Source organism: Variovorax beijingensis, from assembly GCF_003951285.1.
In the GTDB taxonomy this organism is placed as follows: domain Bacteria; phylum Pseudomonadota; class Gammaproteobacteria; order Burkholderiales; family Burkholderiaceae_C; genus Variovorax; species Variovorax beijingensis.
In genome coordinates this window covers 345,420-369,606 of the sequence record NZ_RXFQ01000001.1, presented here as the reverse complement: position 1 = coordinate 369,606, position 24,187 = coordinate 345,420, and the positions used below count along the sequence as shown (strand labels likewise).

The following is a 24,187-nucleotide window of genomic DNA, read 5'->3' as shown; positions in this document are numbered from 1 at the left end:
GCTCACCGCGCACGCCGGCCGCGCTCCAGCCGGCCGAAGCGCACGATCATCCACGGTCCCAGCAGCGCGCCAAACCCGACCGAGCTCCATGCCGCCACCCAGCTGCAAGTGCTGCCGAGGCCGAAGCGCGTCTGTCCCCAGTCCAGCGCCAGGCCGAACACCCAGGGGCTGAGCGCGCCCGCGCCGAAGCCCATCACCGAGCGCACCGAGTACGCCACGCCCAGCCGGTGCGGCGCCACCACGTCGGCCAGCGCAGTCGAATAGACCGAAGAGTCCGCGATTGCCAGCAGGTTGTAGATGGCGGCCATCGCGGCCAGCAACCACAGCGGCCAGGTCCACATCCAGCCGAACGCGAAGGACATGCACAGGCTCGTGAGCGTGGCGGCCATCATGATGCGTGCGCGGCCGAAGCGGTCGGACGCCGCGCCGCCCCCGATGCTGCCGAACACGCTCACCAGGTGCGCGAACGCCGCCAGCGCAATGCCCGCGCCCTGCCACGGCGCGGTGCCGCCGGCCGAGGCGACCAGGTAGGCCGGCAGCCAGGCCCACAGGGCCATCAGCTCCCAGCAGTGAAAGGCATAGGCCCAGTTGCCGGCCATGGCCGGCTTGTCGCGCACCGTCTCGGCCAGCGCGTGCCAGGTGCCTTCGCGCGGCGTTCCCGTGCCGGCGGGCGGCGTGGGCGGCCGCATGCGCCGCAGCGCCGGCACCGTCAGCAGCGCACCCGCGAAGGTGCAGCCCGCCGCCGCCAGCAGGCCGAGCCTCCAGTGCTGGGCATGGCTGAAGGCCGCCACCACCGCCAGCGACAAGGCGTAGCCCATCGACGCCGCGCCAAGGAAGAGACCCATCGCCCGGCCGCGCACGGCAGGCTCGGCGTTGCGCGCGAGCAGCTGCAGGCCCGGCGTGTACGAGGCGCCCGCGCACAGCCCGGCCAGGCCGTAGAGCAGCAGCGCCGAAAGATGGTCATGCGCGAGGGCGGCAAAGGCCAGTGCCGAGCATGCGCTGATCGCGCTGCCGATGAAGAAGACGCGGTGCGGGCCGTAGCGGTCGGCCAAGAGGCCCACGGCGAACAGCGAGCTCATGTAGCCGACGTGCCATGCACTCTGGATCGAGCCGGCCTGCGCGGCCGTCATGTGCCAGTCGGCCATCATGAAAGGCAGCACGCCGGAATAGGCGGTGACCACCATGGCCTGCAGCAGCCGGCTCGCGCACAGCAGCGCGAGCCATCCGCGCGCGGGGGCCGGGTCAGCGCAGTGCACGTTGCATGAGCACGGTGTCGACCCACTGGCCGAACTTGAAGCCGACGTTGCGCAGCACGCCCACCGTCTCGAAGCCCAGGCCCTGGTGCACGCGCTGCGAGCCGGCATTGGCGCTGTTGCCGATCACCGCCACCATCTGCGTGAAGCCGCTGCCGGTGCAGCGCCGGATCAGCTCCTGCAGCAGCGCGCGGCCGATGCCATGGCCCTGCAGGCCTTCTGCGACGTAGATCGAATCTTCGACCGTGTGGCGGTAGGCGGAGCGGCTGCGGTAGGGGCCCGCATAGGCGTAGCCGGCCACCTCGCCGTCCTTCACCGCCACGAGATAGGGGAGGCCGCGCGCGAGCACGTCGGCGCGGCGCGCCTGCATCTCGTCGACGCTGGGCGCTTCTTCCTCGAAGGAACACAGGTCATGCAGCACGTAGCGGCTGTAGATGGCCTGTACCGAGGGCATGTGGTGCGCCTCGGCGTCGAGAATTTCGATGGAGGCGAGAGCTTGAGCTTGAGCTTGGGTTGGCGAAGGCATGGTCCGGATCTTGACGCTGCCGGTTTGATAAGTGAAGCTTCGCCAACTGATGCAAGACATAAGAAATACTTTGGAAAAGACACTGAACCTCGACCAGCTCCGGTCTTTCGGGCTGGTGATCGAAACCGGCAGCTTCTCGGCCGCGGCCGACCGGCTCGGCCTCACGCAGCCCGCAGTGAGCCTGCAGGTCCGCCAGCTGGAGCGCAGGCTCGCGGTACGCCTGGTCGAACGTGTCGGCAAGCGCGCCAAGGCCACGCCGGCCGGCGCCGAACTGCTGCGGCACAGCCACCAGATCGAAACCGCGGTGGAGAACGCCATCGAGGCGCTGGCGGACCACGCGAGCGGCATCACGGGCCGCGTGCGGCTGGGCACCGGCGCCACCGCCTGCCTGTATTTCCTGCCGGCCGTGCTGCGCAGCCTGCGCGAGCAGTTTCCGGCGCTCGGCATCGTGGTGAGCACCGGCAACACCGACGACCACGTCCGCAAGGTGGAAGAGAACAGCAGCGACCTTGCGCTGGTGACGCTGCCGGCCGCAGGCCGCTCGCTGAGCGTGATGCCGGTGCTCGACGACGAGTTCGTCGCCATCGGCCGCAGCGACCTTGCGCCACTGAAGGCGCGCGTGGCGCCCGCCGACCTGGCCGTGCTGCCGCTGGTGCTGTTCGAGCCCGCGGCCAACACGCGCAAGCTGGTCGACCGCTGGTTCGCGGCCGAAGGCCTGCAGCCGCAGCCCGTCATGGAGCTGGGCAGCGTCGAGGCGATGAAGGAAATGGTGGCCGCGGGGCTGGGCTACGGCATCGTGCCGCGCATGGCGATGACGGGCCGCGGCGCGCACCCGGGCCTGAAGATCAGCCGGCTGGCCCCCCGCATGCACCGCACGCTGGCCTTGGTGATCCGGCGCGACAAGCCGGTCAACAAGGCCCTGCGCGTGGTGCTCGATGCGATTCTTGCGGCGGGCGCACAGGCCGGCCGCGTTGCTACTCGGCCGAAGAAGTAGCCAGCGCGGCGCCGCCGCGCGCCCGGCCCAGCGTGCCGACGATCAGCGCCGCAACCAGCACCAGCACGCCGCTGAGCACCATGGCGCTGGAGATGCCGTGGTTGTCGACCGTCACGCCGCCGATCAGCGCGCCCGAGGCGATCGCCACCTGGAAGCCGCTCACGAGCAGGGCCTGGCCGGCTTCGGGTGCGTCGGGCACGGCCTCCATCATCCAGCCCGTGAGCGCGACCGGGATCAGGCCGAAGGCCACGCCCCAGATCACGACCACCACCGCGCCGGGCACGAAGCCGGAGCCGATCACCGTCGAAAGCAAGAGCGCCGTGGCGAGCATCAGCGCCGCCAGCAGGGTGGTGCCGCGCACGCTGCGCGCCACCAGGCTGCCGCCGAGGAAGGTGCCGACAAAGCCCACCGCGCCATACACCAGCAGCAGCGTCGAGACCGAGTTGGGCGCGAGGCCGAACACCTGCTGAAGCAGCGGCTTCAGGTAGGTGTAGGCCGCGAAGTGGCCGGCAATGAAGAACAGCACCGCGAGCAGGCCGACCTGCGCCATGCGGCGCGTGAGCGGCGTGAGCAGGTCGCGCGCACCGATGGCGCGCACCGGAGGTATCGCGGGCAGCAGCCACAGCTGCACCAGCAGCACCGCGGCCGCGAGCGCACCGGTTACCGCGAACGAGGCGCGCCAGCCGAACAGCGTGCCCAGGAACGAACCGGCGGGCACGCCGAGCACGGTGGCGGCCGACACGCCCGCCAGCACCAGCGACATGGCCCGCGCCTTGGAGGCGTCAGGCACCAGCTGCGTGGCGGCGGCCGGCGCAAAGGTCCAGAAGCCGCCCACGCACAGGCCGAGCATCAGCCGCGCGACCAGCATGGTGGCGAAGTTGGGCGCAAAGGCGGCCAGCAGGTTCGAGGCGATCAGCAAGGTGGTGAGCGCGATCAGCACGGTGCGCCGGTCGAGCCGGCCCGAAGCGACGATCAGCGCGGGGCCGGCAAAGGCCGCCAGCACGCCGGGCATGGTGATCATCAGGCCGGCTGTGCCGTCGGATACGTTCAGGCCGCGGGCGATGTCGGTCAGCAGGCCGATGGGCATGAACTCGGTCGAGACCATGGCAAAGGTGCCGACGGCGATCGAGCCGACCGCAAGCCAGGCGGAGCGGCCGGTCTTGGCAGGTTCGGGCGCAAGATCGTCGATGCAGGGGTTGCTGCTGGGTGAATTCGTCATGGGAAGGGTCCTGGACCGCGTCGGCAAGCGCGCATACCGACACGTTGTTGCGAAAGGCTGCCCAGTGTCGGAGCGGACAGGTCCGCCACCAAGGGGCCTGCCGGCAGTAGTCAGTTTCCCTGCGGCGAACAATCGGCCCTTTGGCCGTTCGCCACTTTCTAGATGACCGCCGGGCGAAGCTCCAGCACCCGCCCATCGGCGATGAAGGAGTCGCCCACCAGCACGCGAAAGGCCGCACCGGCGGGAAACCGCGCCGCTGCGCTCTCCGGCGACAGCAGCTCGATGTCGAGCGCATGCGCCGTGCCCCGCGCGAGCACTTCCCCTTGCGACACGAACCAGCGCGCGGAGAAGCCTTCGTTGTCGACCACCAGCGCGCAGCGGTATTCGCCCGGGGCCAGCGGCACGTCGTGCGAAGGCAGCGCCGGCGGGCGCAGCGTGAGCTCGGCCAGGAAGTGGGGCGTGAACGCGCGCGCCGCATCGAAGGTGGCCGGCTCGGCCGGCGGCGCGCGCCGCGGCAGCTTGCCGATGAGCCAGGCAACGACGTTGCCGATGATCGGCACCCACAGCACCATCAGCAGCGTGCCGATGTCGCGCGTGGTCGTGCCGCGCTCCGCGTAGTGCCGCACGAGCGCCCCCCCGACCGCCAGGCACAGCAGGATGACGACGATGAGCTTGCGGCGGGACTGGATGGTGGTCATGGACAGGCAGGTGGAATCGGCCTGCGACCTTAACGCATGCGCAGCACCGCATCCGCCGGCAGCGCCTGCCAGTCGATCCATTCGCCGATGGCCGCGTGGTGCGTGGGCGTTGCGGCGGCATGGGGCGCTCCCCATTGCAGCGTCAGGCGCCGCTGCCCGAGCCGCAGCGCAATCTCGAAGCCCGGCCAGTGCGCGGGCACGCGCGGCGTCAGCGAGAGCATGCGGCCCTTCACGCGCAGGCCCAGCAGCGTTTCGACCGCGGCGCGGTGCAGCCATGCAGCCGAGCCGGTGTACCAGCTCCAGCCGCCGCGCCCGGCATACGGCGCGGCGCTGTAGATGTCGCCGGCCATCACGTAGGGCTCCAGTTCGTAGGCGGGCCCGCGCTCGGGATGTATCGCGCGGTGCGCCGGGCTCAGGCCCTCGAAGCTCTGCCATGCCGCTTCGTGGTCGCCCTGCAGCGCCTGCGCCATCAGCGCCCACACGGCGCCGTGCGAATACTGCCCGCCGTTCTCGCGCACGCCCGGCGGGTAGGCCTGGATGTAGCCGGGATGGTTGGCCGAGTGGGCAAAGGGCGGCGCCAGCAGGCGCAGCAGGCCGGCCGGCTCGTCGTGCAGGTGCTTCATGGCGGCGGCCATCGCCGGGCCGGTGTGGGCGTCGTCCGATGCGCCCGAGAGCACCGACCACGCCTGCGCGATCAGGTCGATGCGGCATTCTTCGTTGGCTGACGAACCGAGCGGCGCGCCGTTGTCGAAGAAGGCGCGGCGGAACCAGGCGCCGTCCCAGCCGGCATCGTGCAGCGCGGCGATCCAGCCGCGCCGCGCCTCGTTCCAGCGCGCGACCCGGCCGTGCTCGCCGCGCGCCTGCGCAATCGGCGCGAAGTGCTCGACCACGCTGCACAGGAACCATGCAAGCCAGACCGATTCGCCGCGGCCTTCGTGGCCGACGCGGTTCATGCCGTCGTTCCAGTCGCCGGTGCCCATCAGCGGCAGGCCGTGCATGCCGGTTGCCAGGCTGCGGTCGATGGCCAGCGCGCCGTGCTCGAACACGGTGGCCGTGCGGCCGCTGTGCTGCGGCGCGTAGTAGGCGTCTTCGGCGCCCTCGGGAATCGCGGGGCCTTCGATGAACGGGGCCGCGTGGTCGAGCAGCGCTGCATCGCCGGTCACCTCGACGTAGTGGGCCGTCGCAAAGGGCAGCCACAGCAGGTCGTCCGAAAAATGCGTGCGCACACCGGCGCCGCCAGGCATGTGCCACCAGTGCTGCACGTCGCCTTCGGGAAACTGCCGCGCCGCATTGGTCAGGATCTGTTCGCGCAGCCGCGATGGATCGGTGAGCGCAAAGGCCATCGCGTCCTGCAGCTGGTCGCGAAAGCCGAAGGCGCCCCCGGCCTGGTAGAAGCCGGCCTTCGACCAGAGCCGGCAGGCCAGCGTCTGGTAGATGAGCCAGCGGTTGACCATGGCGTCGAACAGCGGATCGGGCGTGCGCACCTCGAGGCGGCCCAGCATCTCGTCCCAGAAGCCGCGCGCCTGCGCCAGGGCTTCGGGCACGTCGCGCTGGCGCCAGCGGCGGGCGAGAGCGAGCGCCGCATCGGCGTCGTCGGCATGGCCCAGCACGAAGCTGAAGCTGGCGCTTTCGCCGGCACCGACGACCAGTTCGCCGCCGATGGCCGCGCAGGCGTCGAGCCCGCCGCCTGCGCGCCGCGCCAGCGTGTCCGGCACTTCGACGATGCCGCGCCCGGCGAAGAATTCGTTGCGGTCGCAGGTCCACTGCGTGGCGCCCGGCAAACCCGCAAGCAGCAGGAAAGCCGTGCTGCCGCCGAAGCCCGCGCTCGACTCGCGCTGCTGGCCGAACACCGCGGGCTGGTCTTCGGGCTTCCAGCAATGAACGGTCCGCCGTTCGCCGCGCGCGGCGCCGAGCTGCCACTCGACCATGCCGAGCGCGCGCAGGCGCCGCGGGCCGGAGCCCTGGTTGTGCACGCGCACGTGCACCAGCTTGACGGCATCGTCCCGGTCCGCGAAGAAGGTGGTCTCGAGTGCGAGTTCCTGTTGCCGGCATTCGAAGACCGTGTAGCCCTGGCCATGCCGCACGCGGTGGCGCACCTCGTCGCCATCCCCCGCACCCTGGCCCGCCGGCGTGAGCGGCAGCAGCGCGCCCGAGGCGAGATCCTGCAGCAGGTAGTGTTCGAAGGCCGGGTCCTGCACCGGGTCGTTCGACCACGGCGTGAGCTGGTGCATGCGGCTGTTGCCGGCCCAGGTGAAGCCGGTGCCCCATTCGGACACCTGGAAGCCGAAGCCGGCGTTGGCGATCACGTTGATCCAGGGGCGCGGCGTGCGGTGGCCGGCGCCGACCTCGAAGCGGAACTCGCCGCTCTCGGCATCGAAGCTTCCCACGGGCGCTTCCGCGGAAGGCGCCGCCGCGGGCCGTGGCAGCAGGGCGGCACGCGACGATGCGGCCGGGGTCTCGGCGTCCGCGCCGGTGTCGACCCGCGCCTCGTGCAGTGCAGCCACCTGCGTTTCGAGCGAGCGGCCATCGGCGGTGAACACCACGCGTGCCAGCTTCGAAAGCGCGGCCTTCTCCGAGGGTGCCACGTCGTGGTCGCGCAGCAGGTAAAAGCCCGCCGTGTCGTTGCGCGGAAAGCTGTTCTGGGTCTGGTGCGCAACGCGCAGGCACAGGGTTTCGATCTCGCGCTGCAGCGGCATCAGGTAGGAGTTCGGCTCGCTGTTGAGCAGCACCAGGTCGCAGGCGACGCCGCCAAAGCCCCACCACGGCTGCGCGCGCAGCAATGCGTTGACAAGCCCCATGCCGTCCATCGAATGGATCGCGACCAGCACGATGGGCTTGTCGCCCGAGATGCCGAAGCGCCAGATCTGCCGCCGGTCGACGAGGCCGCGGTCCTTCATCCCGCGCGGCGTGGTGTAGGTGAGGATGGTGGTCAGGTCCTGCAGCGCGAAGGTCTGGGCCGGTGCGATGCTCAGGTCGCGCAGCCGCACCTGCGCCAGCGTGGCGGCCATGCGCGTGGCGCGCTCCACATGCATCGGCTCCAGGTAGCGGTCGATCCTGGGCATCAGCGCCTCGATGCTTTCGTCGGCGGCGGTCGCGAAGCACAGCCGCGCAGTGGCGCCCGGTGCGATCGACAGGCGCACGCGCAGGCAGGCGATGGGATCGAGCCCGTTCACCGGCGTGCCGTCGGCGGCCAGCGGCTGCGCATCGAGCGCGGGGCTCGCGAGCGAGCGGTTGCGGCCGATGAAGGCGCGCCGGTCGGTCATGCAGTCGATGGAAAGCACATGGGCATCGACCGAGGCGAGGAAGTGCGCGGCGGCCACCATCGGGTCGCCATGCAGGCGCGGCTTGCGCGTCAGCAGCAGCGCGCGCCACGCGGGCTCCCAGCGCGATGCGACGAACAGGTTGGCGAAAGCCGGATGCGCCTCGTCGGCCTTGGGATACGACAGCACCGGCTCGAAGTAGGAGATGAGCTCGAGCGTGCGGGTCTGCGTGCCGGCGTTGTGCAGCGTGATGTTGCGCAGCTCGGTGTCGTCCTCGGGGCTGATCAGCACCGTGGTGCGCACTTGCAAGTCGTCGCCGGCCGCATCGAACTGCACCTGCTCGGCGAGAAAGCGGGTGCGGTAGGTCCAGCCGGCGCCGGGCGCGGGCAGGGCGGTGAGCGAGACGAGTTCGTGCTTTTCTCCATCCTTTTCGATATTGCGCAGGTAGAAGAAGGTGCCGTGGCCGTCGCGCAGCGGATCGTCGCGCCAGCGGGTCACGTTGAACGCGTGCCAGCGGCTCACGCCCGCGCCGTTGGCGCGCAGGGCCACCGTGTAGCGCCCGTTCGACAGCAGGTGCGTAGGCTGGAAGCCGGACACCGTCGGGTCCACCGAGCGGGGCTGGAACAGCGGCGCCAGTTCGGCCAGGCTGGGCTCGGGCGGCGTGCGCGGGTCGGCGCTGCCGATGATCTGCCGCGGCGTGCGTTCGTGCAGCAGCGACTCGTGTGCCTGAACCAGCGCGGCGCTGCCGAACCAGCGGCGCGGTGCCTCGGCGCGCAGCACATGGCACAGCGCCACCAGCGACATGCCCTGGTGGTGCGCCATGAAGTTGCGCACCACGGTGAAGCGCTGGCCATCGGCCTGGCGCGAGGTGGTGAAATCCACCGCGTCGTGAAAGCCGAACTCGCCGCGCGCGCCGAGCGATTCGAGCAGTTCCAGGTTGGCCACCGCCGCGGCCGGTGCCAGCACGGCGGCCATGGCGCTCGCATAGGGCGACACCACGCGGTCGGTGGGCGGCGTGCGGCGCAGCGCGAGGCGCGGCACGCCGAAGGGCGAGTACTGGTAGGCCAGCGAATGGTCCTGCGCGAAGTAGGCCGACTCCGAAACACCCCACGGCATGTCCAGCGAACGGCCGAAGGCCTGCTGCTCGGCGATGGCCGCGCTGTTGGCCACCTGCAGCAGGCCGTCGGCGGGTTCGGGCATCACGAGCGCGGGCATCAGGTACTCGAACATCGAGCCGGACCACGACTTGAGCCCGGGCTGGAAACCCACCAGCAGGAACGGCCGGCCCAGCGCCATCCAGTGGCGGCGGGGTACATCCCCCTTCGCAATCGCCAGGAAGCTCAAGAGGCGCGACTCGGAGGCCAGCAGGTCGTAGTAGCTCGCGTCGAGCACGTTCTCCTCGACGCGCAGGCCGATGTGGAACAGGTGCCGCTTGGGGTCGTAGAGGCCGCGGAAATCCATGCCGGCATGCAGCGCATCGCAGCGCCGTGCCAGCGCTTCCAGCGCGGGTTCCTCGTGGCTCTGGCAGCCTTCCGCAGCAAAGGCGCGGCAGGCCTGCGCCACGGCCACCAGGTGGCCCGCCAAGTTACCGCTGTCCACGCTGGACACATAGGCCGGCGGCAGCAGCTGCAGCGTTTGCGTGTGGTACCAGTTGAAGAGATGGCCCTCGTGCTTCTGCATGCGCTCCACGGTGTCGAGCGTGGCCGTGATGCGCGCGAGCAGCACCGCGGTGTCGATCCAGCCGAACTCGCGCGCGCAGCAGGTGGCCAGCAGGTACAGGCCGATGTTGGTCGGCGAGGTGCGGTGGGCGATGGTCGGCTGCGGCTCGAGCTGCAGGTTGTCGGGAGGCAGGTGGTTGTCTTCCGGGCCGACCACGTGCTCGAAGAAGCGCCAGGTGTCGTGCGCGAGTTTCTCGAGGTAGCTGCGTTGTTCGGCGCGCAGCGGATCGGGCACCTGCGGATCGACGCGGCTGCTCCACCAGGCCGCGAACGGCGCCAGCGCCCAGGCCAGGAACAGCAGCGGCCCGGCCACCGGATAGGCGCTCCAGCGCGCCGCCGCCACAGCCAGCGCCAGGCACAGCACGCTGCTGAGGGCGGCATTGCGCAGGAAAGGCGGCAGCCGCTGGCTGGACTGGGCTTGGGCCTGCGCCGTGGTGGTCCATTGGAGCAGGTGCCTGCGGCTGACGGTGAGCCGCCATGTCGCCAGGAACATCGCATCGAGCAGCAGGCGCGTCTGCGCCGCCAGCTGCACGAACTGCCAGGCCGCGCCCGCCATGGCCCGCAGCAGCTCGACCGCGCCGACGTCGAGGAAGTGGCGCAGCTCGATGGCGCGGCGTGTCGGCACCAGCCCGGCCAGGGCGCCGAGCAGAGGGCCGAGCGTGAGCGCCGAGGCGACCGCGGCCAGCGCCCATCCGAGCGGCATGGCCTGCGTGAAGACCACGAGCACCAGCAGCGCGAAGGAGGCGGGCACCACCAGCGAGCGGCGCAGGTTGTCGCCCATTTTCCAGAGCCCGAGCGCGTCGATGCCGAAGTGCCTGGCGCGCCACAGCAGCGGCAGCAGCTGCCAGTCGCCGCGCACCCAGCGGTGCACGCGCGATGCGGCCACGCCCGAGTGGTGCGGGTGGTCCTCGATCAGCACCACGTCGCTCACCATCGCGCAGCGCGCGACCGTGCCTTCGAGCAGATCATGGCTCAGCACCGCGCCTTCGGGCAGGCGCCTGTCGAGCGCGGCATGCACCGCGCGCACGTTGAGCAGGCCCTTGCCGGTGAAGGAGCCGCTGCCGAACACGTCCTGGTAGATGTCGGACGCGCCGCTGCCGTAGGGGTCGAGCCCGCACTGCCCGGCAAACATCCAGTGGAAGAACGAGCGCTCGCTGCGCATCGGGAACGGCGTCACGATGCGCGGCTGGAGGATGCCGAAGCCCGCCACCATGCGCCGGCTCTTCGCATCGATTTCGGGCGCATTGAGCGGGTGGGCGGCAATCGACACCAGCTCGCGCAGCGCGCCCGGCGGCAGGCCCGTGTCGCTGTCGAGGGTCAGTACATAGGGCGTTCGTCCCGGCGCCAGCTGCTGGCCCGGCGCGAGCGGCAGAAAGCCGCTGGCGTCGCCGGTTGCCAAGAGGCGCAGCAGCATTTCGAGCTTGCCGCGCTTGCGCTCCCAGCCCATCCAGCGTTCCTCGGTACCGCTCCAGCTGCGCGGCCGGTGCAGCAGCAGGAAGCGCGAGGCCGCGCCGGCGGGCGCCGGATACTTCGCATTGAGCGCGGCAATGTGCGCAATGGCATCGTCGAGCAGCGCTGCGTCTTCCGGCAGCGAGGCTTGGGGCGCGTCGGCCCAGTCGGTCAGCAGCGCGAACTGGGCGTGCGCCTCGCGATTGGCGAGCCAGTGCAGTTCGAGCCGATGAGCGAGCTGCGCATTGTTCGCGGGCGAGTTCAGCAGCGTGGGAATGACGACCAGCGTGCGGTGCCGCTCGGGAATGCCGGCCGCGAAGTCGAGGCGCGGCAGCGCCTGCACCCGCACCGACTCGGCCATGATGCGCTGCGCCAGCGCGATCAACGCCTCCGAGAGCGGCCATGCGAGCAGCGCCATCGCCGCGAGGGTGGTCCAGCCGCGAGGCTGCGGCAGGCCATGCGCCACGGCCGCCAGCAGCCACGCGGTGCCCAGGACGATGAAGAGCACATAGGCCGGCAAGCGCCAGCCGCGGCGGCTGCGCCGCGGCCGCACCCCTGCCGGGCCGCCGGCACGGCCCACCGCCGCGTCGGAATGCAGTGCCGCGACCAGCGCGCCACGCCCCTGGCCGAACAGGTAGCAGCCGGCGGTGCCGTCGGCGCGATCCCTGCCGGCGCTTGCGTCGTCAGCCAGCGCAGCGGATGCGAGCCGCACCACGGCCTGCGCCACCTCGCGCTCGGAGCGGCCGCTGTCGCGCGCGACCCGCTCCATCGCATGCGTGATCTGCTGGCGCGTGAGCTCGCTTTCGCCTGCGAAGCTCGGCAGTTCGCGCAGCACGCGCAGCGAACGGCTCACGGGTTCGATCAGGTCGCTCCACTCGACCTGGCCGATCATGCGCAGCGTGGTGATGATGTTGCCGACCGTGAGGTTGGCGGCGGCCTGCGCGTTCTGCGCCTCACTGATCAGCGCCGCTCCGTTGGGGCAGTGCTGTTCGGTCCAGCGCACCAGCGCCGGCACGTTCTCGCCATGCTCCACCGGCAGGCGCTGCCAGAGCTGCGTGAGGTAGGCGTCCTGAAGGTTGTGGCTTTGCAATGCGCGGTACAGCGTGTCGAGGTCTTGCGTCGACAGGTGCGGCGCTGCGTCCCACACCGCGTGCGCTATTTCGCGTGCCACCTTGTTCTCCGCAATGCTCTCGGCCAGGCGGCGCAGGTTTTCGAGCAGCACCACGCGCAGGGTGGTGGGCAGCGCCCACAGCTCGCCGAGCGTGAGCTCGTCGATGTCCTGGTAGGCGTTGAGAAAGGCGGTGAACAGCGTCTTGTTGAGCACGCTGTCGGTGTGGGCCACGTAGGCCCACGCCATGCCGTAGACGCGCGGCAGGCCCGCGAGCGGCGGCGTGGCGAGCTTGGGCAGGCGCGCGTAGTAGCTGCGCGGCACGCCGTCGTGAATCTGCTGGAGCTGCGCTTCCACCAGATGGAAGTTGTCGAGCAGCCATTCGGCCGCGGGAGACACATAGCGCCCGCTCTGCGAGATCAGCGCGATGTAGTCGAAGGCGTTGCGCAGCGATTCGAGGTTCTCGTCCACGCGCGGAAAAAAGGGCGCTCCCTCGCGTGCGCGGTGCGGGTCGAGTTCGACCACCTGGGCGCGGGCCAGGCTGTGGCCGTGCTGCTCGAAGCGCTGGGCGCCGAAGAGTTCGGCGCGGATCGGCGGTGCCACCGGCTCATGGGGAGCGAGGAGCAGCGTGCGCGCGTAGCTGCTGAGATCTGCGAGCCGGCCAACGACAAAGGCGGCGCTCATTGCGCCGCCTTTGTCCGGAACTCGAAGGGGGGGGCCACCTGTTCGCCCCTGTCGGGGAAAATTGCAGCCCGGGTCGGTTCAGGCGCGGCCACCCTCAAGCGAGGGCGAACAGCCCCATACCAACGAAGGCAACCGCAACGCAAGCCATCGTGACGATCCGGCCTGCAAGGAGTGCGCGTACCCGCTGCATGTGGCTTCGCACCGGGAACCATCGTCCGTGGGCACGTGCGCAATGGCGCATGTGGGAGGCCAGGGCTTCGAAATCGTTGTTGACGAAATCGATCTGTGAATGGGTCAGCGACTGTGGGGTGGACATGGCGACGGGCTCCTGAATACGACTCGAGCTGCCGCGCAATTGCGAGAGATAGCGAGAAACTTTGAACGTCCCCCGACCCTACTCTCTTAATTGACCTTACAGATTGCTATTACGCGATTCCTTGCGTAGGAAAGGGCGCACAAGGGCGCCCTTTCCTGGTTCTTTCGATCGATCCGGAACCGCTCAGCCGGTATTGCGCAAACCGGCCGCCACCCCGTTGATCGAGATGTGGATGCCGCGCTGCAGCCGTTCGCCGCCTTCGCCCGCGCGGAAGCGGCGCATCAGCTCGACCTGCAGGTGGTGCAGCGGATCGATGTACGGAAAGCGGTGGCGCACCGAGCGCTGCATCTCGGCGTTGCCTTCGAGCCTTTGCTTGGCGCCCGTGATGAGGGTGAGCGCGTCGGAGGTGCGGTGCCACTCGGTGTCGATCATCGCGAACACCTTCTGGCGCAGCTTGCGGTCGGTCACGAGCTCGGCGTAGCGCGAAGCCAGCGCGAGGTCGCTCTTGGCCAGCACCATGTCCATGTTGGAGAGCAGGGTGCGAAAGAACGGCCACTGCGCATACATGCGGCGCAGCAGCGCGACGCGCTCCTTGCGCGCGGCCGGCGTTGCGGCCGACGCCAGGAACTGCTCCACGCCCGAGCCGAAGCCGAACCAGCCGGGAATGGTGAGCCGGCACTGGCCCCAGCTGAAGCTCCATGGCACGGCGCGCAGGTCGTCGATCTTGTGGCTCGGGTTGCGCGAGGCGGGACGCGAGCCGATGTTGAGCTCGGCAATCTCGCGGATCGGCGTGGAGCCGAAAAAGTAGTCGCCGAAGCCCGGTGTTTCATAGACCAGCTTGCGGTAGGCCGACATGCTCGCGGCCGACAGCTCTGCCGCCGCCGAAAGGAATGTGGCGGGCGCCGACTTGGCCTGCGGCAGCAGCGTGGCTTCGAGGGTGGCGGCCACCAGCGTCTCGAGGTTGCGCCGGCCGATCTCGCGGTTGGCATATTTCGAACCGATGACCTCGCCCTGTTCGGTGAGGCGGATCTGGCCGCGCACCGTGCCGGGCGGTTGCGCGAGGATCGCCTGGTAGCTCGGGCCGCCGCCGCGCCCCACCGTGCCGCCGCGGCCATGGAACATGCGCAGGCGAATCGGGTTGGCCTTCTTCTTGTTGAGCTCGTCGAACAGCGCGACCAGCGCAATGCCCGCGCGGTAGAGCTCCCAGTTGCTCGTGAAGATGCCGCCGTCCTTGTTGCTGTCGCTGTAGCCGAGCATCACGTCCTGCTCGGCACCCGAGCGCTCGATGAGCGCCTGGATGTTTGGCAGCGCATAGAAGGCGCGCACGATGGGCGCGGCATTGCGCAGGTCCTCGATGGTTTCGAACAGCGGCACCACGATCAGGTCGCAGGTGGCCTTGCCGTTCATCGCGCCACGCAAGAGGCCCACTTCCTTTTGCAGCAGCAGGGCCTCGAGCAGGTCGCTCACCGTCTCGGTGTGGCTGATGATGTAGTGGCGGATGGCCGCCGCGCCGTAGCGCGCTCGCGCGGTGCGCGCGGCCGCGAAGATTGCGAGTTCGCTTTGCGCCAGTGGTGAGTATTCGGCATCGGGCACGCGCAGCGGACGCGCGTCGTCGAGCAGCTTGAGCAGCAGCGTCTGCTTGGCATCTTCCGCCAGCGAGGCGTAGGCGGGTTCGATGCGCGCGGTGGCCAGCAGTTCGGCGATCACGGCCTCGTGCTTGTCCGAGCTCTGGCGCAGGTCGACCGTGGCCAGGTGGAAGCCGAACACCTCGACCGCACGGATCAGCGGCCGCAGGCGCGGCGCCGCCAGCACGCTGCCGTGCTTCTCGACGAGCGACTCTTCCACCGTGTGCAGGTCGGCCAGGAATTCCTCGGCCTTCGCGTAGGGGTTCTGCGGCGGCACGGCGTGGCGCGCGGCCTCGCCGCCGGTGAGCTCGCGCAGCGTGGCGGCCAGGCGCGCATACACGCCGGTGAGCGCGCGGCGGTAGGGCTCGTCCTTGCGGTGCTCGCTGGTGTCGGGCGAGCGCTCGGCCAGCGCCTGCATCTCGACCGAGACGTCCACCAGCGTGGCGGACAGCGAGAGCTCGCCGCCGAGGTAGTGCACTTCGGTGAGGTAGTGGCGCAGCGCCAGCTCGGCCTGGCGGCGCAAGGCGTATTCGAGCGTTTCGGCCGTCACGTTGGGATTGCCGTCGCGGTCGCCGCCGATCCACTGGCCCATGCGCAGGAACGACGCCACCGAAGGCACCACGCCGCCCTGGCCCAGCGCCTTTTCGAGGTCGGCATAGACGCGTGGAATCTCGCGCAGGAAGGTGGCTTCGTAGTAGCTCAGCGCATTCTCGATCTCGTCGGCCACGGTGAGCTTGGAAAAGCGCAGCAGCCGCGTCTGCCATATCTGCGTGACGCGGATGCGCATCTGCGTTTCGTTCTCGGCAAACTCGATCGGCGTGAGCGCGTCCTTGGCACCGGCGTAGGCGCTCTGGCGCAGCTTGATCTCGTCGCGCGTGGTGAGCAGCTGCGCAATGGCGCGCTCGGCATCGAGGATGCTCTTGCGCTGCACTTCGGTCGGGTGCGCCGTGAGCACCGGCGAGACATAGCTGCGTGCCAGCGAGGCCACCACCTCGTCGGGCTTGACGCCGGCCTTGCGGATGCGCGCAAGAGCGGTCTGCAGGTCGCCGTCGGCGCTTTCGCCGGCGCGCTCGGCCTCGGTGCGGCGGCGGATCAGGTGCCGGTCTTCGGCCAGGTTGGCCAGGTGGCTGAAATAGGTGAAGGCGCGGATCACGCGCACCGTCTCGGCCGCGCTCAGGCCCTTGAGCAGGTTCTTGAGCGCGCGGTCGGCCGCCTGGTCGGCGTCGCGGCGGAAAGCCACCGACAGCGTGCGGATCTTCTCGACCAGTGCATAACTTTCCTCGCCCTCCTGTTCGCGGATCACGTCGCCGAGGATGCGGCCCAGGAGCCGGATGTCGTCGATCAGCGGCTGGTCTTCGGCTTGCCGGCGCTTGGGCGGCGCAGGAGTCTTGCTGGCTTTCATTTCGATGTTTTTCCTGGTCTAGAAAGAATGCGCCGTCTGCGTTGTTGCGGCGCAACATGCTAGCATTCCGGAGGTCTTCAACATGTACTTTTTGGGAGCGGCCTTGAGCAATATCGTGATCGCCACGCGCGAAAGCCGGCTCGCCCTGTGGCAGGCCGAGCACGTGCAGGCGCTGCTGCAGGAACGAGGCCACGCGGTCAGCCTGCTGGGCATGACGACGCGGGGCGACCAGATCCTGGACAAGTCGCTCAGCAAGGTGGGCGGCAAGGGCCTCTTCGTGAAGGAGCTCGAACTCGCGCTCGAGGAAGGCCGCGCCGACATTGCGGTGCATTCGCTGAAAGACGTGCCGATGGACCTGCCCGAGGGCTTCGTGCTGGCCTGCGTGCTGGAGCGCGAAGACCCGCGCGATGCGCTGGTGTCGCCGCGCCATGCCTCGCTCGACGAACTGCCGCGGGGCGCCGTCGTCGGCACCTCCAGCCTGCGGCGCGTGGTGCTGCTGCGCGCCCTGCGGCCCGACCTGCGCATCGAGCCGCTGCGCGGCAACCTCGACACCCGCCTGCGCAAGCTCGACGAAGGCCAGTACGACGCCATCGTGCTCGCGGCGGCCGGGCTCAAGCGGCTGGGCCTCGAGCACCGCATCCGGGTCGCCTTCGATCCCGACACCATGCTGCCGGCCGCGGGGCAGGGCGCACTCGGCATCGAGGTGCGGGCCGACCGCACGGACCTGATCGCGCTGCTGGCCACGCTGTCGCATCCGCGCGATTGGCTGGCCACCGCCGCCGAGCGTGCAGTGAGCCGGTCGATGGGCGGCAGCTGTTCCATGCCGCTGGCAGCCCATGCGCGCTGGCAGGCCGACGGTGCGCTTCGCATCGATGCGGCATGGGGCGACCCCGAGGGCCACGCCGCGCTGGTGCGGATTCATGCGCAAGCCCCGGCTGCCGACTTTGCGCAGGCCGGCGCGCTCGGCGAACGCGCCGCCGCGCTGCTGCGCGACGCCGGCGCGCACTGAAGAGCTTCCAAAGAACGATGGCTGCCAAGCCCGTCATCGTCACGCGGCCGGCGCGCGAGGCCGCGCAATGGGCGCATGAGTTCCGGGCCGCCGGGCTGGATGCCGCGGTGCTGCCGCTGATCGCCATCGAGCCCGCCATCGAGGCGGAGCCGTTGCGCGCTGCGTGGAAGCGGCTTGCGGACTACGCGGCGCTGATGTTCGTGAGCGCCACCGCCGTCGAGCATTTCTTCATGCACGCGGAAAAGGGACAACGCGCGGCCGGCCCGCGCTTCTGGGCCACGGGGCCGGGCACGGCGCGCGCGCTCTTGCGTGCCGGCGTGCCGCAAGGCGCCATCGACGCACCACCTTCCGACGCCGCCCGCTTCGACTCCGAGGCCCTGTGGGAGCGCGTGAAAGGGCAGGTCGGCCAGGGCGTGCGCGTGCTGATCGTGCGCGGCGGCGATGCGGCCGGCCGGCCGAGCGGACGCGACTGGCTCGCCAACGAGATCGACGCCGCCCAGGGGCTGCGCGACACCGTGGTCGCCTACCGGCGCCTGCCGCCATCCTTCGACGACGCGGCGCGTGCACTGGCACTCGACGGCGCCGCGGGGCGTGCGGTCTGGCTGTTCAGCAGCTCGGAGGCCATTGCCAACCTGTGCGATGCCATGCCGGGTACCAACTGGCATGCGGCAAGCGCGGTGGCGACCCATGCGCGCATCGGCGAAGCCGCGCGGGCCGCGGGATTCGGTTCGGTGCGCGTGTGCTCGCCTCTGCGGGAGGCCTTGGTCGCGTCGATAGAATCCTTCGCATGAGTGCCGCGTCCCCGTCCGACGACTTCTCCCCCCCATCTGCCGCCGCGCCGGTGCCCGCCACGCTGGCGACGGCGCAGTCGCCCGAATCGCAGGCGGCCGCCGCAACGATGCTCTCGCGCATCGGCTTCGGCCTGCTGGCCATCGTGGCAATGGCGGCCCTGGTGATGGCCATCTCGCTGTGGCAGAAGGTCGGCGGCATGCAGGAGCAGCTGGCGCGCCAGAGCGCCGATGCGCTGGCCCAATCGCTCGAGGCGCGCACGCTGGCCCGCCAGGCCATCGACACGGTGCGGGACACCGCGGCACGCGCCGCGCTCACCGAAACCCGCGTTGCCGAGGTCGCGCTTCAGCGTTCGCAGCTCGAAGAACTGATGCAAAGCCTCTCGCGCTCGCGCGACGAGAACCTGGTGGTCGACATCGAATCGGCCCTGCGCCTGGCTCTGCAGCAGGCGCAGGTCACGGGCAGCGTGGAGCCCTTGCTGGCGGCCCTCAAGTCCGGCGACCTGCGCATCGCGCGCGCCGCGCAGCCCAGGCTGGCGCCGCTGCAGCGCGCCATGCAGCGCGACGCCGACCGCCTGCGCAGCAGCGCGAGCGCCGACAGCGGCGAGGCGCTGCAAAAACTCGACGAGCTGATGCGCAGCGTGGACGACCTGCCGCCGCTCAACGCCGTGGCCACGCGCGGCTCGGGCCTCAATGCCTGGCAGCCCGAGCCCATTCCCGCCGACGCCGTCTGGTGGGAGAGGGTGCTGCTGACGGTGCGCGCCGAGGCGCGGTCGCTGGTGCGGGTCGGGCGCATCGAGCGTCCAGAAGCGGTGCTGCTGGCACCTGACCAGACCTATTTCCTGCGCGAGAACCTCAAGCTCAAGCTGCTCAATGCGCGGCTCTCGCTGCTGTCGCGGCAGGTGGACGCCGCGCGCAGCGAACTCGCCACGGTGGCCGCATCGCTGAACCGCTATTTCGATCCCGCATCGCGGCGCACGCAGGCCGCCGCCACGCAGTTGCAGCAGCTGCAGGCGCTGGTGAAAACAGCCGAACCCCCGCGCATCGACGACACGCTGTCCGCGCTGGCCACGGCGGCGGCGGGGCGCTGACGTGAGAGCCGCGCTCTGGCTCCTCGCGCTGTTCGCCGTCGCGGCGGCGGTGGCGCTGTTCGCGGGCAACAACCAGGGCACGATCACCGTGTTCTGGCCGCCCTGGCGCGTCGACCTGTCGCTGAACCTGGTGCTGGTCATCCTGCTGGCCGCGTTCGCGCTGCTCCATCTTGCATTGCGCGGCCTGGCGGCGTTGTTCTCGCTTCCGACCCAGGCGCGCCAATGGCGGCTGCAGCAAAAGGAACGCATGCTGCACTCGGCCCTGCTGGACGCCATGGTGCAGCTGCTGTCGGGCCGCTTCTCGCGCGCGCGCAAGGCCGCGCAAGCCGCGCTGGTGCAGGAAAAAACGCTGGCTGCGCTCGGCGCGAGCCTGCCGCAGGCCCAGCAGGTTCGCGTGCTGTCGCACCTGCTGGCCGCCGAGAGCGCGCAGGCCCTGCAGGACCGGCCCGCGCGCGATGCGCATCTGCAACAGGCGCTCAACGAAAGCGTCGACCGCAACGTGCTGGCCAGTCCCGAAACGCGCGAGGGCGTGCAGCTGCGCGCTGCGCGATGGGCACTCGAAGACCGCGATCCCGCGGGGGCCCTGGCCCGGCTCGAGGAGCTTCCCCAAGGCGTGCAGCGGCGAACGCTCGCGCTGCGCATCCGCCTGAAGGCGGCCCGCCAGGACGGGCGCACGCTCGAAGCGCTGGAAACGGCGCGCCTGCTCGCCAAGCACCGGGCGTTTTCCGATGCCGCGGCGCAGAGCATCGTGCGCGGCCTTGCCACCGAACTGCTGTCGGGCGCGCATGACCCGGCGCAACTGCTTCGCGCCTGGGCCGAGCTCGACGCCGCCGAGCGCGAAATGCCCGAGGTCGCGATTCACGCCGCCCAACGCATGGTGGCGCTGCGCGGCGACCTGTCGCTGGCGCGCGGCTGGCTGCTGCCGGCCTGGGAGCGCATGGTGTCGCAGCCCCGGGGCCTGGGCGATACGCTGCGCGTCAAGATGGCGCGCGCGCTCGAGGCGGGGCTCGACTCGGTGGATGCCGATTGGCTGGCCCGCATCGAAACGGCGCAGCGCAACAACCCGCGCGATCCCAACCTGCAGTACCTCGCGGGCATGGCCTGCATGAAGCGCCAGCTCTGGGGCAAGGCCCAGCAGCTGCTGATGCAGGCCGGCCTGGGCCTGCAGGACACGGAGCTGTACCGGCGCGCCTGGCTGGCACTGGCCGAACTGGCCGAAACGCGCGGCGACGAAGAGCAGGCCGCAGCGGCCTGGAAGCGCGCGGCGCAGACCGAAAAGGCCTGACCGGCATCGGCCCCGCGCTGCGGCGTTTGCCGCTCTTGCATTCCCCATAAAAAAACGGCGCCGATGTGGCGCCGTTCTTCATTGCTCCCGGGCCCTCGGCCCGGGCTGCTTCAGTTCACGCCTTGCGCATCGGACGGCGCCTTTTCGAACGGCAGCGTCATCGCGCCGAGTTCGCGGCGAGTTTCAACCAGCACCAGCGGACCGTCGTCGAGCACGATCGCAGGCGGGCGCTCGCGCGGCACATGCACCGGCTTCGGCTCGGCCGCGATCGCTGCGCGGGCCTGTGCAATGCGCTCGGCATCCGAGTTCACCCATTGCAGGCCCGAGCTCTCGGCGATCTGCGCGAGTTCGGTCAGCGGCAACTCGAAGGGTTGCACCTTCGGCAGTGCACGGCCGTTGGCCGCAGCCGCGGGCTTGCTGCTGCTCTCGACGGCGACAGGTGCCGCCGCGACTGCAGCAACCGTGGCTGCGGGAGCTGCGGGAGCGGCAGGAACTGCTGCAGCCGGCCGATCGAAGTAGCTCCGCGGTGCCGGTTCGCGTGCTTCTTCTTCGGGCACCGCGGCGCGTTCGGCCATGGCCAGCGGCTGGGGCTGCTGGCGTGCCGGTGCTTCGCCGGCGTCGGCGTTGTCGGCCGATGCGCCGGCCACGCTGGCTTCGCTGTCATCGCGCGGACCGCGTTCGCGGCGGTCGCGGCCGTAGCGGTCGCGCGAACGGCCGCGGCGCTCTTCGCCTTCGCGGCGCGGTGCCTGCTGCTCGCCGGTGCCGGCTTCGCCTTCACTGGCCGGTGCCATCTCGGCTGCCTCGGCGATGCGGATGTCTGCTTCGTCGAGATTGGCCGGCGCCTCGCCGTTGGCAAAACGCGGCTGGCCTTCGCTGCGGCGCTCGCGGCGGCCGTCGTTGCGCTCGCCTCGCGGCGCGCGTTCTTCGCGGCCGCCACGCGGCGCACGTTCGGCCTGTGCGCCGTCCTGCGGGGCGACGTTGTCGCCGCCGGATGCGTCACGCGGTGCTTCGGTGCCATTGCGCTCGCCGCGCTCGGCCCGCTCGCTACGTTCACCGCGTTCCCGACGTTCGCCGCGGGCGCGCGGCGCGCGTTCTGCCGGCGCATTGCCTTCCTCGCCGGCCGGTGCGCCCGATGCCAGTTGCTGGGCTTCGAGGTTGCCGTCGATCAGCTCGGCCGGTGCCGGCCGTGCTTCGCGGCCTTCGCCTTCGCGGCGCTCGCCGCGGCCACCGCGGCGCTGTTCGCCGTCGCGCGGGCCGCGTGCTTCACGGGGCTCGCGCGGTTCGCGGAGCTCGCGGGGTTCGCGGGGTTCGCGTTGTTCGCGCGGCTGGGCGGCTTCGCTGCGGGTCTCGCTGCCGCGTCCTTCGCGGCGCTCGCCACCGCGGCCGCCGCGGCGTTCGCCGTCGCGGCCACCGGAGCGGCTGCCGTTTTCACCGCGGCCTTCGCCGCCGCGGCCACCGCGGCGCTGTTCGCCATCGCGGGCGCCGCGTGCTTCGCCGTCGCGGCCCGGGCGGCCGCCATCACGGCGCGTGGGCTTCGGGGGCTCGACGGGGATCACGGCCGGTGCGGGTGCCGGTGCCGGCGTGCCGCCGAACCAGCTCTTGATGCGGGCGAAGAAGCCGGTCTCGGCCGGTGCCGGTGCGCTCGCGACGGGCGGCGCGACCGGTGCCGGGGCCACGGCGGCCGGCGTGCGCACCGGTTCGGGCCGGGGCGGCACCACGGGTGCGGGCGCATCGGGCAGCACGCCCTTGATGACCGGCGTCTGCTTGTTGGTGGGCTCCTGCGAGCGGCGCGTGACCGAGGTGGGGTCCTCGATCTCGTCGGCCATCTTGTAGCTGGCTTCGATGTGGTCCAGGCGCGGATCGTCGTGCTTCAGGCGCTCGAGCTTGTAGTTCGGCGTTTCGAGCGTCTTGTTGGGCACCATCAGCACGGTGACGCGCTGCTTGAGCTCGATCTTGGCGATCTCGGGGCGCTTTTCGTTCAGCAGGAACGAGGCCACCTCGACCGGTACCTGCACGTGCACGGCGGCCGTGTTGTCCTTCAGGCACTCTTCCTGAATGATGCGCAGGATCTGCAGCGCGCTCGATTCGGTGTCGCGGATGTGGCCCGAGCCGCCGCAGCGCGGGCAGGGGATCGACGAGCCTTCGCTGAGCGCCGGCTTCAGGCGCTGGCGGCTCATCTCCATCAGGCCGAACTTGCTGATCGAGCCGAACTGCACGCGGGCGCGGTCTTGCCGCAGTGCGTCGCGCAGGCGGCTTTCGACTTCGCGGCGGTTCTTCGACTCGTCCATGTCGATGAAGTCGATGACGATCAGGCCGCCCAGGTCGCGCAGGCGCATCTGGCGCGCCACTTCGTCGGCGGCTTCGAGGTTGGTGCGCGTGGCGGTTTCCTCGATGTCGCCGCCCTTGATGGCGCGGGCCGAGTTCACGTCGACCGAGACCAGCGCCTCGGTGTGGTCGATCACGATGGCGCCGCCCGAGGGCAGCTGCACGGTGCGGGCGTAGGCCGATTCGATCTGGTGCTCGATCTGGAAGCGGCTGAACAGCGCCGCGTCGTCGCGGTAGCGCTTCACGCGGGCGGCATGCTCGGGCATGACGTGCGCCATGAACTGCTGCGCCTGCTCGTAGATGTCGTCGGTGTCGATCAGGATGTCGCCGATGTCGTGATTGAAGTAGTCACGAATCGCGCGGATGACGAGCGACGATTCCTGGTAGATCAGGAAGGCACCCTTGCCGCCCTTGGCGGCGCCGTCGATGGCGGTCCACAGCTTGAGCAGGTAGTTCAGGTCCCATTGGAGTTCAGGGGCCGAGCGGCCGATGCCGGCGGTGCGCGCGATGATGCTCATGCCCTTGGGGTACTCGAGCTGGTCCATCGCCTCCTTGAGTTCGGCGCGGTCGTCGCCCTCGATGCGCCGGCTCACGCCGCCGCCGCGCGGGTTGTTGGGCATCAGCACCACATAGCGGCCGGCCAGCGAGATGAAGGTGGTGAGGGCCGCACCCTTGTTGCCGCGTTCTTCCTTCTCGACCTGGACGACCAGTTCCTGGCCTTCCTTGATGACGTCCTGGATGCGCGCCTGGTTGGCGGAAACGCCTTCGGCGAAGTATTGCTTGGAGATTTCCTTGAACGGCAGGAAGCCGTGGCGGTCTTCGCCGTAGTCGACGAAACAGGCTTCGAGCGAGGGCTCGACGCGCGTCACGACGGCCTTGTAGATGTTGCCCTTGCGCTGTTCGCGCCCTTCGATCTCGATTTCGTAGTCGAGGAGCTTTTGCCCGTCGACGATGGCCAGGCGGCGTTCTTCGGCCTGCGTGGCATTGATCAGCATCCGCTTCATGATGCGTTGTCCTTATATGTATCGTTCTACAGGCCCATGACGGGCCAACGATGCACGGACGACGCCCGCGAAACGAGGGGAATTGCCGCTTGGCCCCGGATGTTGTCGCTGCCGCGTCGAGCGCGAACAGGCCTCTTGAGCGTCAGCTCAAGAAGACAGCCGGGGTGGGGGCGCGTGGATGGGCGCGAGCCAGATTCGGTGTTGAGCAGCTATCTTATTGATAGCCGGTTGCGCAGTGGTGGCGCGCGGTGCGGATGATTCAATGCCTGAGGCCGCTGGCAGAAGCCAGGTGGGCCAGCGCAGGCACATTTGAATCAGCAGCATCAACACAAGGGACTCGCTTCGATCCGCCGGCAGCTTGGAAGCTGCCGGCTGGGTATTCCGTATCGGTGTTTCGTGGGTGTCGGCTTGACTTGGGCGCCACGCCTGCCAC

At 70.2% G+C, this 24,187-nt stretch carries 13 protein-coding genes; 5 read left to right on the top strand and 8 right to left on the bottom strand.

Features of this window, described 5'->3' with window-relative positions; all coding sequences use genetic code 11:
* Positions 1-2: 2 nt before the first annotated feature.
* Positions 3-1,256, bottom strand: coding sequence for an MFS transporter (locus EJO66_RS01805; protein WP_125964530.1), 1,254 nt, complete (start codon positions 1,254-1,256; stop codon positions 3-5).
* Positions 1,243-1,779 carry a GNAT family N-acetyltransferase gene (locus EJO66_RS01800; RefSeq protein WP_124957222.1) on the bottom strand — a complete coding sequence of 179 codons (537 nt, stop codon included), beginning with the start codon at positions 1,777-1,779 and terminating at the stop codon, positions 1,243-1,245. Before EJO66_RS01800 ends, EJO66_RS01805 begins: the two co-directional genes overlap by 14 nt.
* Before the next feature lie 49 nt (positions 1,780-1,828).
* On the opposite strand from EJO66_RS01800, the gene EJO66_RS01795 reads away from it, so the two are divergent.
* Positions 1,829-2,773, top strand: coding sequence for a LysR family transcriptional regulator (locus tag EJO66_RS01795; RefSeq protein WP_125964529.1), 945 nt, complete (start codon positions 1,829-1,831; stop codon positions 2,771-2,773).
* On the opposite strand, the gene EJO66_RS01790 is transcribed toward EJO66_RS01795, so the two are convergent.
* The 5 genes from EJO66_RS01790 to ppc all read right to left on the bottom strand — a co-directional run bounded on the left by EJO66_RS01790 (position 2,754) and on the right by ppc (position 16,252).
* Complete coding sequence (locus EJO66_RS01790; RefSeq protein ID WP_124957220.1) at positions 2,754-3,992, bottom strand: MFS transporter; 1,239 nt, start codon at positions 3,990-3,992, stop codon at positions 2,754-2,756. The two genes, EJO66_RS01795 and EJO66_RS01790, sit on opposite strands and share 20 nt — an antisense overlap.
* A gap of 158 nt (positions 3,993-4,150) precedes the next feature.
* Positions 4,151-4,690 (bottom strand): hypothetical protein, encoded by a 540-nt coding sequence (locus EJO66_RS01785; RefSeq protein WP_124957219.1) that lies wholly within the window; start codon positions 4,688-4,690, stop codon positions 4,151-4,153.
* 29 nt (positions 4,691-4,719) lie between these two features.
* Complete coding sequence (locus EJO66_RS01780; RefSeq protein WP_125964528.1) at positions 4,720-12,909, bottom strand: glycoside hydrolase family 94 protein; 8,190 nt, start codon at positions 12,907-12,909, stop codon at positions 4,720-4,722.
* A 94-nt stretch (positions 12,910-13,003) separates the two neighbouring features.
* On the bottom strand, positions 13,004-13,225 hold the full coding sequence (locus EJO66_RS01775) for a hypothetical protein (protein ID WP_124957217.1): 222 nt from the start codon (positions 13,223-13,225) through the stop codon (positions 13,004-13,006).
* A 183-nt stretch (positions 13,226-13,408) separates the two neighbouring features.
* The gene (gene ppc / locus EJO66_RS01770; RefSeq protein WP_124957216.1) at positions 13,409-16,252 is read right to left on the bottom strand and encodes a phosphoenolpyruvate carboxylase; all 2,844 of its coding nucleotides are present in this window, start codon (positions 16,250-16,252) and stop codon (positions 13,409-13,411) included.
* An 82-nt stretch (positions 16,253-16,334) separates the two neighbouring features.
* On the opposite strand from ppc, the gene hemC reads away from it, so the two are divergent.
* From hemC to EJO66_RS01750, 4 genes are read left to right on the top strand one after another with little or no spacing between them, the layout of a single operon-like run.
* Entirely contained in the window at positions 16,335-17,261 is a 927-nt protein-coding gene (gene hemC / locus EJO66_RS01765) for a hydroxymethylbilane synthase (protein WP_124957215.1), read from the top strand.
* A 17-nt stretch (positions 17,262-17,278) separates the two neighbouring features.
* A complete protein-coding gene (locus tag EJO66_RS01760; protein WP_124957214.1) occupies positions 17,279-18,052 on the top strand; it encodes a uroporphyrinogen-III synthase in 774 nt (257 codons plus the stop codon).
* On the top strand, positions 18,049-19,140 hold the full coding sequence (locus tag EJO66_RS01755; protein ID WP_124957213.1) for a uroporphyrinogen-III C-methyltransferase: 1,092 nt from the start codon (positions 18,049-18,051) through the stop codon (positions 19,138-19,140). The genes EJO66_RS01760 and EJO66_RS01755 overlap by 4 nt, the downstream gene beginning before the upstream one ends.
* Position 19,141: 1 nt before the next feature.
* Entirely contained in the window at positions 19,142-20,425 is a 1,284-nt protein-coding gene (locus EJO66_RS01750) for a heme biosynthesis protein HemY (RefSeq protein WP_124957212.1), read from the top strand.
* Positions 20,426-20,535: 110 nt separating this feature from the next.
* On the opposite strand, the gene EJO66_RS01745 is transcribed toward EJO66_RS01750, so the two are convergent.
* Positions 20,536-23,754: an Rne/Rng family ribonuclease gene (locus EJO66_RS01745; protein WP_125964527.1), complete on the bottom strand. Its 3,219-nt coding sequence runs from the start codon at positions 23,752-23,754 to the stop codon at positions 20,536-20,538.
* Positions 23,755-24,187: the final 433 nt, after the last annotated feature.